Source organism: Cupriavidus sp. MP-37 (assembly GCF_020618415.1).
In the GTDB taxonomy this organism is placed as follows: Bacteria; Pseudomonadota; Gammaproteobacteria; order Burkholderiales; family Burkholderiaceae; genus Cupriavidus.
In genome coordinates, this window is record NZ_CP085345.1 from 527,493 (window position 1) to 538,868 (window position 11,376).

The window sequence follows — 11,376 nt, forward strand, 5'->3', positions numbered from 1 at the left end:
TATATGCAGGCGGCAAGAAGTGCGGGATCTGTTGGAATGTCACCGGTGCTTTGGGCGGGATCACGTCGATGGAAGGACCATACTTCATGTACCGACGAATGTATTACCATAGTCCCGCCACGGCTTCCGGGTAGTACGCGGTCGTTGCCGAGTCGATGAAGATAACATCTTCGCCTTCCGCTGCAGGGTCATCCTTGTCGAAGGGCGGATGGTAAAGCGCCAGCGGCTGCGCCTGGTGGTAACGGACAACTTTTTGTTCCATACGCGCGGGAAATGGCTTAAGTATCGCTTGCAGCCGATCCCACTCGAATACCTTATTGCCGCCGCAATACCCTGGGCGCAATACATAGACCTTTCGTGTTTTTCGGTTGAAGCGGATCCGCCCCCGCAGCGGACCAAAGAACGCCGTCCGTGCGCCAAGACCCACAAACATCATGAACACAAAAAAAATACAACCCGCCGCGAAGAAATGGACGAGCGTCCAGCCCCCGATCAACAACGGCAACATCTCCGATTCGTAGGCTTCCGACCATCCAAGAAAGAATATCCTGCCGAACACTAGCGGATGAACGGCCAGCCCATACCACATCCAAAGCGTGAACAAACAGGCCAGCAATACCAACAGTGCCCATGAAGCCACCAAGCTTTGCACACTAAATCCGGGATTGGCTAGCTCCAGATAGGCATCATTCTGCGCGTAGGCGCACCGCCCTGGAATAAACACGCCTTCTGCCGCGCCAGCCTGCTCGACACGCCAGCGGCGTTGCCCGTCGATATTCAATAATTCTCGACCTTTCGCGATGGATTTCCGCCTCGCGCGTATGTATTCGTATTCGCGACCGAACATGAAACTCCTTGCATGTTTCAGCTTTTTCATCCGGCAATTTGGACCGAAAAACATGCGAAACGGTCGCCAAATCGTGCAACTCCCAGATCGCCAGCGTCAGGGTACCATTCAGGACTTGGATCCACCTTTAAGCAGTTGTCCCATCCGGACCAAAACGATTTCTCCGCTCGGCATCGTACTCCAGGGCCTTCCGCAGCGCACGCTCGCGGTAGGCCAGCAACTCATCCTCGCCTCCGGGCGCCCTCGTCTCAAGATCCCCGGCATAACGCGGCTCATACTGGACAAAGGGATCATCCGGATCGATAACGCAGGCTGCCTCTACCTCTGCCGGCCAGACGGGGCGCTTGCAGGTTTTCATGGCCAAATAGCGGAACAGCGCCCACGGCAACGTAATAAACAGCATCAGGACTCGCCAGATACCGGAAAACTGGCCGCTCACTTGCGTAATTACTGCATTCCGAAAAGTCGGTTCGGTGCTGACCGTCAGCGCCAGCGGTGGAAACGGCAGCGATTGCAGTCCATCCTCCATGTACCTGCGAACCATTTCCCAATGTTCCAGGACTGCACCGCGACTGTTACTGCCGTCCATTCCAACCGCGAATGTATCGCGGACCATTCTTTGATCGTCGAGGACGTGACAACGCAAATCGAACGTGAAATAAGTCTGTCCGCCCATAGCGGGCGCGGAACGTCCGATGAAGAAATAGGCATCGTCCCAAGACACAGTCAGCACGCCTCCCGGACCGTTGTGTCGGAAAACGTAGACCAATCTGTTCTTGCGATTGAAACGAATCGGGTAGTGCGTATAGCGGAAAAAATCTTTCAGCCAGATGACCTTAACAACGAATATCGCACACGAGATGCATATCATGGTAACGATCCAACTAAATGCTACCATTGCATCGCTAGGGTCAGATCCATCCTCACGCGGTGAATATATGGTAAACCCAAATAATCCAGCAAAAAACAAAGCCAGAAAAATGAATGGAGCCCCTCCCATTGCAGCCCATCCGCGCTGCAAAAAGAACCTATCCATGTACTCGCAAAAAGTTGAGTTCAAGCGAAGTAGTCCGTGATCGTTCGGAGGTAATTCTGCAGCCGGAGTTTTAGGATCCAAATATTCCTCTTCCTCATACTGACACAGGGGCCTATCCAATTTATATCGAGTAATCCAACCTGCATACTCACCGTCTCTCATTAACTTACTCCAATCAAGCCTTCAGCATCGCCTCATAGGCGGATTCCTGTTCTCTCAAGTGCTTGAATCTACCATGCTCATGACGTCCAAATGGCGACTTATCGAGCCAGATCTCAACCTTGTTGTCACGAATTATAGTGATTAGCCATTCACCCAACATGGAAAGCAATGCAAGAGCAAGCAAGAGTAGGAATCCTAAGCCGGCACTTAGCAACCCAAAGAGCATGAGACCAGCGATGACGCCTCCAGCGAGCGCCGAGCTTATATAAAGCACCGCCATAGGAACGTCTCCGCGCATCACCGCCTGCCAACCCTTCCAAGCGTCCAGCGCGGCGCCTAGGAAACTACCAACTGTGCCAATACATTTTCCAAAAAAAGCGACCAACGCTCCGCGAGTTGGGACCTGCGTCAGGAATACTCGAAACGGGCGAACAAGCGCGGTCTTTCCCCATGCAGTTCGCTCTAGCGCTTTTCCAAATAGTTCCACACCGCTTCCCGCCAAGCTGGTCAACGCACCGACGAGTTGCAGCTGTCTTTGTCCCATCGTTCCCTTTTTTGTATCAGGCATATCGGCGAATGCCTGCCAGACATTCCAACCGTCCAAAATCATCCCAGCCGCACCCAGACCGATATCCAACTTGATCCCGCTTGCCGTCCTGCTTCGCAGCACGGATCTTAGCTGATCCTCTGTCAATAGCACGTTATCCAGTTGATCCAATCTGGTGCCGTTGAACAAACGCTTACTCTCCTCATCCCAGAAGACCGTCCAGTAGAAGACGCGCCTACCCCTAGCATTCCTCGCATCGGGGGCACGAGCTCGAGCACCGGATCGCTCGGAAAGTTCCGTCCTGACGTGGCGGTCCACCTGCCTCCGCAATGCCTCGCGATCAACATTAGGACTAACCCGCGCCAGTTCGTCGACGATGATGTGGGCTAGCTCAGCCTCCGAGGCCCGAATTTTTAGCCGGTTTAGCGGTTTATTGGCGAGCAAACCGAGCAACGCCAACTGCCGATAGCGGACTGCAAGACTGACCGCTGCGTCTCCAGCTTTTCCAGCGACTGCCCGACCGGACCGGCCAAGCAAAGTGACGATAGGCCCTGACACGCTGTAAGCCAAGCGCGCGACGCCTGTAAATGCCCCCGCCAACTCATTCGCATGACCCTTTTCTAGTACGTGGGCAAAGGCCTTGAATACATTGCTCCAGGCACCAGGATTGCCTACTTCCAACTCCGCAGTCGCCGCCTTCTCCAATTTCTTAGCCGCCTCGGAGTTGTCAAGCACAAGTGCTCGCAGCACCGTGTTCTTGCGCTCCGTAAATGAACCCTGCAACTCTTTGAGAAGGATGTCGGAAACCGGCTGGATACCAACAATGTCATACAGGCAAGCCATTACCAGGCTGGTCATGGCTTCGCCGCTCTTGATATCGGTGTCATCGTGGTTGCAGGCCATCGCCTCACGATATGGTGTTCCTCCGTACCATTTCACAAAGCTCCGTGCCAGGGGCGCTAAGGTATTCTTGGCGTACGCGTTCATATCGCGCTCGAGCTCTTTATCGAAGGCCTCTCGGTTAGGCTCGCTGTAATCGTTCAGATACTCCTTCCAAGCATTTCGCCGCGCGCGCTTTTCTTCATCCGGCGTCAGTGCCTTCAGCCCATTCTGCTCCCATACCTTTTCCTCCAGATCTGGGTCATAGGGCGTTGCAACCGGCATTCCGTCGGCATACGTATAGACGGCAACGCCGGAGGTGTTTCGTTTGACTTGGAGCGCTTCCTGCACCGCCTGCTCTTCAATGGCATGGCGCATGCCCACAATGGTCGTGGAGGTGGCGTGTTTCCAGTCGCGGCCCTTGTCGCGTTCGAAAATATCGGCTCGCAAGCGCAGCAGTTGCGCAACTTCTAAGGCCAAGCCAACGGGGTCGTCAACTGCCAGCATTGGGGCAGTCATGCCCATACGCTTTGCTTGCGAATTTGCCCAATTGACGAGACCAGGCAGCTGTTCGCTCAAGCCGTAAAACGCCTGTGGTGAGTGAGAAAATGCGGATGGTTGTCCCGCCATTTCGCTTGGATAGGTGCCGCGCTTGGCCGCTTCGGGGCGGGTCTCCTTGATCATATAACCGGCCTCGGACAATTGGCCACTTAGCTTCTCCAAAGAATCAGCGTGTCGGTGGCTTCCTCCCTTCCAAAGATCCAGACGGAGCTCGCGCATATGGCGCGCTCGCTCCTTTGCATTGGTATGCGCCTTCCATACACGTTTTGTCCACGGCGTATCCGAGAAGCCGAGCCAGATTCTTTCCGCAGAACTGGCATCTGGAATCATGATGCAACGGGCCAGATAGGGATGGTCGGGTTCGCGCTGGCAACTGAATTCGATGGCATCCTTTGGCGGCTGCAGCAATGCGTCAATGGACTGCAACTTGTCCGTGTCCATCTTCTCCAGGACACTGTGTTTGATCTCGGTCGCAAAGGGGTACAGGTACCCTTTTTCCGTGACCACGTAAGCGTCCCAGCTGCCACGCTTTTCATTGCACACATAGAGGTAGCCGGGCCGCATGAGACGCAATGTGTAGTGCTGCCCTGCCGGCAGGCCGTTCTCTTGGACGCCCTCACCAAAAGGACCACCAAGCCGTGGTGCCTGTTTACCCTTGCCTATGTCATCGCGGGCGATCGCATACCGGACAGGCAAGATCGGCAGGCCCTTCTTTTGGCAGAATGGGCAACCGGCTTTGTTGTTCTTCGGAGTCGTACCAGATTGGGTCATGGTTGTCTCATTACGCTGTCGGCACCCGGCTGTTCAGTTCATCCGCCATACTGAGCCAAGCAGAATCGTCGAGGTCCGCACATGCGGCAGCATAGCTTGCCCTTTTGGTAGCCGCTTGTCCAAGACGTTCCAGTAACTGCGGATGATGGTGGATCTGCGGATGAAAGCGGACGGCTTGAATCGCGCAAAACAGCCAATCCTCGTTATCGGTGAGCGCGAGTTCTGTACTGGACTGAACCAGTGCCGCATCCAGTCGCTGAAACAGCGCGTCGTTCTGCGATAGCTCGGGCGCCAGAATCTCAAGTTCCGTCAATGCCCGGTTAATTAGGGCCAGGCGCTCGAGCGTCGCCCACTGGTGGGAGTGCAGGACCAATCGCTGGCCGGCACTGTATTGCGCGAGACGGCGACCAGTAGTCCAGCCGCTGGATGCTGGCCACGACCAGACGCTGATCGGCCCGCAAAATGACACATGCTGCATGGCAGTCAATAACCATTGCAAGTGGCGCATGACACGCGGGTCGTAATAGCGAAGCAGGTAACGCTGTCCATTGTCCTGTCGTACCATCACTAGAAGGCGGCTAAGATGCGCACTCAGCACGGAGCTCTCGGCGTCGCTCTTGAGCAGGCCGCAAAGATATGTGTCCCCCTGCTGTTCCCTCGCTTCTATACGACCCAGCACGATAGCGCGTTGCGGCGCGGTCAAATCATTGAAACTTAACAGTAACGGCATGAACTCCGCCTGCTCTTTCAGTCCTGGAGGTGCCAGCCTGGTAACCGGAAGGTCCTCCCACTCTTCACGTTCAAGCCGCAGCGGATTCAGCAGCGCGTATGCGAAATCTGATAGCCACCGGTGACAAAAAGCGGAGTGGCCAGCAGGCCTGTCGGCAACGCCCTGTCTTATGCCGGATTCAGCGTAATTCATCAGATGGCGATGTTGTGCGGACATAACTAACGAATCAGGACTGAATTGGAACGATGCCGGCACCGGTGGATTCGGCGCCCAGCGTCTGATACTCGCACAAGGGTAGCTCTCCCTTAGGCAGGCTCGTATTTGCCCCACCGCCCCCCGGCCCCACAAACAAATGCTGCCCCCCCTTAAACGTAGTCATCCCCGGCGCATGCACCTCGATCGTGTTCCCCAGCACCCGGATCTGCGCCCCGGCCGCATTCAATAGCACATGCTCCTTGGCTTGCACATTGACCGCCCCCTGAGAGGAGGACACCGTCACCAGCTTTTCCGCGGCAAAACGTCCCTGGCCCTGCAAGCTGGCAACCCCCACCTTCCCACTCGCCGCATGCATGGCAATCCCCGCACCGGCCTCACCCCCAGCCTTGCCATGGGTGAACAAACTTAGCCCGTCAGCCACCGCCACCGACAAATTCCCGCCCGCCGCCACATTGGCATCCTTCTGCGCCGCCATCGTCAGTTGCGTACCCGCGACCAGCACCGCATCGGCGGGCGTGGTTGCGGCGATGCCCTTGGGGGCGGAGACCTGCAGGTGGGGCTCGTTGTAAGCAGTGGCGATGGCCTTGCCATCGGTCCCCGTTTCCGTATGGCGCAGCACTTCGGTGGTGTGCTTCAGCTGGGCGATGGCCGGCAGTTCGGCGGGGGCCGGCTCCTCCGGTAAATCCGCCTTCTGCTTGCGTGCGACATCGGCCAGCGAGGTCAGCAGTTCGGTGCTGGCTTCCACCTGCGTTGCAGCGCCCTCGCTGTCCAGCAGCGGCACGCTGGTGCCCGCGCCGTGGGCGGTCAGCAGCATGCCGGAGCCGCCGCGCAAGGCGCCGCTGTCGGCTGTTTCCAGCGCGGCGCCGTGGCCGAGTGCCGCCTGGCGGGCGTTGTCACGCTGGTCCAGGTGGTGGCCCAGCGTCAGTGCCGAGGCTGCCTGCGTGGTCGACAGCAGCGTGCGGCTCTGCCCGGCGGTATCGTCGAAGACCAACTGGTTGTAGCCGCCGGTGCCGTCCTGGCTGTGGCCGAGTGCCTGGGTCTTGATGCCGGACAGCACCGCATTGTGGGCGTGGCCTTGCTGGCCATCGGGCTGGCTGTTGCCGTCCTGCTTGCCATCGGTTGCCTCGTTGCTGCCTGCAAACCACGCAGGTGCGTTGCCGGTGGCGTTGGCGGCGCCGGTCTGGTTCTGGTTGTACTGAGCGCTGGCCTGTCCGCGGCCGTTGTAGGCGGCCCCGATCACCACCGGGCGGTCGATGTCGCCATGCTGGAATTCCACCACCACTTCCTGGCCGACACGCGGCAGTGCCACGCCGCCCCAGTTAGGGCCGGCAGCCGCGGTCGATACGCGCACCCAGCTGCCCAACCCGGCTTCGGCGCGGGCGTTGTCGTCGCCGGCGGGATGAGACAGCCGGCTGGCCGAACGGGCGCCGCGCTGCCAGTGGAACTGGACCTTTACCCGATGGTCGCGGTCGGTATGCACCGGACCTTCCGTGCCGATGACGATTGCGGTCTGGGCGCCGGTGACGGTGGGCCGCGGGTGCAGTTGCCGGCCCTGTCCGTCAAGCTGTTGCGGGCGGTATGGGACCTTTGCCGGTACTACCGTAAATTGGTTGCGGTAGAACGGCACGTCCGCGGCTGCCGTAGCGCCTTCTGCTGGCGCCGCAGCAGCCTGGTCTGTCCCGAGCAATTGATCGATGACGCCCCGGAAGCGCTCGTTCAGGTTGTTGCGGGCTGCGTGTGCGACCGCCAGGACGACAAAACGGCGCTCGTCGTCCCCCTGCACGCGCTCATAGTCATAGTGGCCGGTCAGCATGAAGCGGCTGGCAGGCGCCAGCGTGCGTACGCTGCCCTCGCCAGAGAACGATAGGCGCCGTACTTCCAGCGCCTCCACCAGTTGGCGGGCATGGCGCTGTGCCTGCTCGCCGTCCTCGAACCAGTATTGGCCGGGGTAATCGGTGTCTTGCAAGGACGGGGCGGCTGAATTGCCCTCGGCCGGTGCACCGGCTTCGGCACTGCGCACCGCCTTGGCACGATAGTCCCAGCTGGCCACGGCGACGGCGTTGGTCTGCAGCCTGCGCGCGCCTTGCCAGCGGTCGATCACGTCTTCGGCAGCGGTGGCATCGGCGCGGCCGAAGCGGATGCTGGCCTGCTCGTTGTCCTGGAAGACATCGTTGGCATCGGCGATCACCATGCGGTGCGTGCCAAGTGTCTCGCCGTCGGCGGCTTCATGCTCGAAGAAATAGAACAAGCCCTCTTCAGCGAGCAGGCGCGTCACGAAATCGAAGTCGCTTTCTTCGTACTGCGTGACGATGCTGCGGCGCGGATATGCCGAGGGGTCGCGCAGCGCCCAGCGCCACGCCGGCACCAGCTTGCCCTGACCGTTGTAGTCGCCGAACACGCTGTCCACCGCGTCGACCACCGACATGTCCTGGAACAGGAAACTGTCGCGCCGGTGGCGCAGGAACGCCAGCCATGGCTCGACCACCATCCGGTAGCGCGCCAGCCCGCCATTGGCGCCCACGCGCTCAAAACGTGTGACGTGGCCATGGAAGGGCCGCAGCGTGATGCGGCTGCGCTGGGTCAGCAGGTCGACGCGCACGGCCTGGCCCAGCAGGCTTTGCGCTTCAATGCCGGCGTTATCCGACACCGCCGTCAGTTCGATGCGGAACCCGCCGCCGTCCAGCTGCTCTGCCGCTTGCAGCTGCTCCGGCATCAGCGCGTCTTGCCCAAGGGGCGTCTGCAGGCGCAGCAAGCGGTTGGCCTGCGAGAAAGCGGCGCCAAGCAATTTGGCCAGGTCGGTCGCTGAAACCATGGATTACTCCCGCGATGTCACGAGTCTGCGCATGCCGATATCAGCTGATGCGGTACTTGAACTCACCGTTCTTGCCGGTGGTGACCTTGATCTTGCCGACACCGCCGCCTTCTGCCATGCGAACCAGCACGGTCTGCGCGATTTCCGGAAGCAACGTGCCGTTCAGGATATGGTCGACGGCACGCGCACCGGCATCGACTTCGGTGCAGCGCGCCAGCACCGCCTCGACCAGCGCGTTGTCCCACTGGAATTCCGCCTGGTGATTGGCGGCCACGCGGTCGCGGATGCGGCCCAGCTTGAGCGTGATGATCTCCACCAGCACGTCGTCCGGAATCGGGTAGTACGGCACCACCTTGGTACGCCCCAGGAAGGCCGGCTTGAACGCCTTGTACAGCGTCGGTCGCAGCATCTCGGCCAAGGCATCGGCGTCAGGCAGTTCCTCGGCGGACTTGTTCAGGCAAGCCTGCATGATCGCCGACGAGCCGACATTCGACGTCAGGATGATGATGGTGTTGCGGAAGTCGATGGGCCGCCCTTCGGCATCGTCCATCTCGCCCTTGTCGAACACCTGGAAAAACATCTCCAGCACGTCCGGGTGGGCTTTCTCGATCTCGTCCAGCAGCACGACGCTGTAGGGGTTGCGGCGCACGGCCTCGGTCAGCACGCCACCCTCGCCGTACCCGACATAGCCAGGCGGGGATCCCTTCAAGCCCGACACGCTGTGCGCTTCCTGGTACTCGCTCATGTTGATGGTGATGAGCTTGCGCTCGCCACCATAGAGAATATCTGCAAGCGCCAGCGCGGTTTCGGTCTTGCCCACGCCAGAGGGTCCAGCGAACAGGAACACGCCGCGCGGCTTGTTGGGATCTTCCAGGTTAGCGGTGGCGGTGCGCACGCGCTGGGCGATGGCATCCAGCGCATGGTCCTGGCCGATCACGCGCGCAGCCAGCAAGGGCTTCAGGTTCAGCACCGTGCGCAGCTCGTCCTTGACCATGCGGCCGAGCGGAATCCCGGTCCATGCCGATACGATCTCCGAGACCACGTGACCGTCCACCTGCAATGGCACCATCGGCGCTTCACCCTGCAGCGCGCGCAGTTCGGCAAGCAGCCGCTCGAGTTCGTCAGGCTCGGCGGCCACGGCGGCTGCCTTGCGGCTGCCCTTGCGAGGCATCGCCACCACATCGCTGCTGGCGGCCATGGCAGGTTCCGCGGCCTCCGCCTCGGCATCACTACCCTGCTCCCGCGCCGTGCGCAACGCCTGGATGCGTGCCACCAGCTCGCGCTCCTGCGTCAGCCGCGCATCGGCCGCGGCCACGCGTTGCTCCAGTTCGGTCCGCTGCGCTTCCAGCGCGGTGAGCCGCTCGGCGTGCGCGGCGCCGGCCCGTTGCTCGCGCTGCAGCGCGGCCAACTCCACGCCCAGGCGTTCCAGCGCCTTGCGGTCGTCCTCGATCGCGCCCGGCGTCGCGTTCTGTCCCAGCGCCACCTTGGCGCAAGCGGTATCGAGCACGCTGACCGCCTTGTCCGGCAACTGGCGGCCGCTGATGTAGCGATGCGACAGGCGCACCGCCTCGGTGATAGCCTCGTCCAGCACGCGCACGCCGAAATGGCGCTCCATCAGCGGAACCATGCCGCGCAGCATCGCTGCCGCCAGGGTCTCGCTGGGCTCGTCCACCTTGACCACCTGGAAACGACGTGCCAGCGCGGCGTCCTTCTCGAAATACTTCTTGTATTCGCTCCACGTGGTGGCCGCGATGGTCCGCAACTCGCCACGCGCCAGCGCCGGCTTGAGCAGGTTGGCGGCATCGTTCTGCCCGGCCTGGCCGCCTGCGCCGATGATGGTATGCGCTTCGTCGATAAACAGGATGATGGGCTGCGGGCTCTTGCGGACCTCTTCGATCACGTTCTTCAGGCGATTCTCGAACTCGCCTTTCACGCTGGCACCGGCCTGCAGCAGACCCATGTCGAGCGTACGCACGGTCACGCCTTGCAGCGGAGGCGGCACGTCGCCCACCGCAATACGCTGCGCAAGGCCTTCGACCACCGCGGTCTTGCCGACGCCGGCTTCGCCGGTCAGGATCGGGTTGTTCTGCCGGCGCCGCATCAGGATGTCGATGACCTGGCGGATTTCGGCATCGCGCCCGATCACCGGGTCGATGCGGCCATCGCGGGCCGATTGGGTCAGGTCGACAGTGAACTGATCGAGCGCCGGCGTCGCGGTCAGCGCGGGCGCCGCCGTGGCACCGTTGGCGTTTGCCGTGGCCCCACTGCCATCGGCAATGTCCACCCCCTGCTCCCTCTCTTCGGAACCGGCGGTCAGCTTGTCGAAATCATGCTTGAGGCGGTCCGCATCGAACTCGGCAAAGCGATGCGAGCCGCGTACCGCCAGCGGCGCCAGTGCCGGCTCCGTCAGCAGCGCCAGCAGCAGATGGCCGGATCGGATGCGGGTGGTCTGCGAGTCGAGCGACGCAATCAGCCACGCATGTTCGAACAGCTTCGGCAGATAGGGTGAAAAGGCCGGCGTGCGCGTGTTGCCGTTCTTGAAGCGCGCGATTTCCACTTCCAGGTCGCGCTGCAGCGCCGAGGGATCGATGCCGCTCGCCCGGACCGCCACCGAAAAATCGCTGCGCGCGTTCTCCAGCAAAGCCAGGAACAGGTGCTCGAGGTCGACCTCATAGTTGCCGCGCGCCATGCACAGCGACGCGGCACGCTCGGCGGCCTGCCGGCAGCTTGCATTCAGTTTGGCGATCAACGTCTTGAGGGGAATGGCCATGGCGGCTTGGGCTCCGGTAGGTGTGAATCGCGTTGGTGTCGCGCG

6 protein-coding genes are annotated in these 11,376 nt (G+C 60.8%); all 6 read right to left on the reverse strand.

Going from position 1 to position 11,376, the window contains the following annotated elements:
- Positions 1–103 precede the first annotated feature (103 nt).
- Entirely contained in the window at positions 104–901 is a 798-nt protein-coding gene (locus tag LIN44_RS18905; RefSeq protein WP_227315789.1) for a DUF6708 domain-containing protein, read from the reverse strand.
- 73 nt (positions 902–974) lie between these two features.
- On the reverse strand, positions 975–2,045 hold the full coding sequence (locus tag LIN44_RS18910) for a DUF6708 domain-containing protein (protein WP_227315790.1): 1,071 nt from the start codon (positions 2,043–2,045) through the stop codon (positions 975–977).
- A 13-nt stretch (positions 2,046–2,058) separates the two neighbouring features.
- Entirely contained in the window at positions 2,059–4,803 is a 2,745-nt protein-coding gene (locus tag LIN44_RS18915) for a T6SS effector BTH_I2691 family protein (RefSeq protein ID WP_227315791.1), read from the reverse strand.
- A gap of 10 nt (positions 4,804–4,813) precedes the next feature.
- Positions 4,814–5,725, reverse strand: a complete 912-nt coding sequence (locus LIN44_RS18920; protein WP_227315792.1) for a DUF4123 domain-containing protein — start codon at positions 5,723–5,725, stop codon at positions 4,814–4,816.
- Between the two features lie 34 nt (positions 5,726–5,759).
- Positions 5,760–8,561, reverse strand: coding sequence for a type VI secretion system Vgr family protein (locus LIN44_RS18925; protein WP_227315793.1), 2,802 nt, complete (start codon positions 8,559–8,561; stop codon positions 5,760–5,762).
- 40 nt (positions 8,562–8,601) lie between these two features.
- Positions 8,602–11,331 carry a type VI secretion system ATPase TssH gene (gene tssH, locus LIN44_RS18930; RefSeq protein ID WP_227315794.1) on the reverse strand — a complete coding sequence of 910 codons (2,730 nt, stop codon included), beginning with the start codon at positions 11,329–11,331 and terminating at the stop codon, positions 8,602–8,604.
- Between the last annotated feature and the right edge of the window lie 45 nt (positions 11,332–11,376).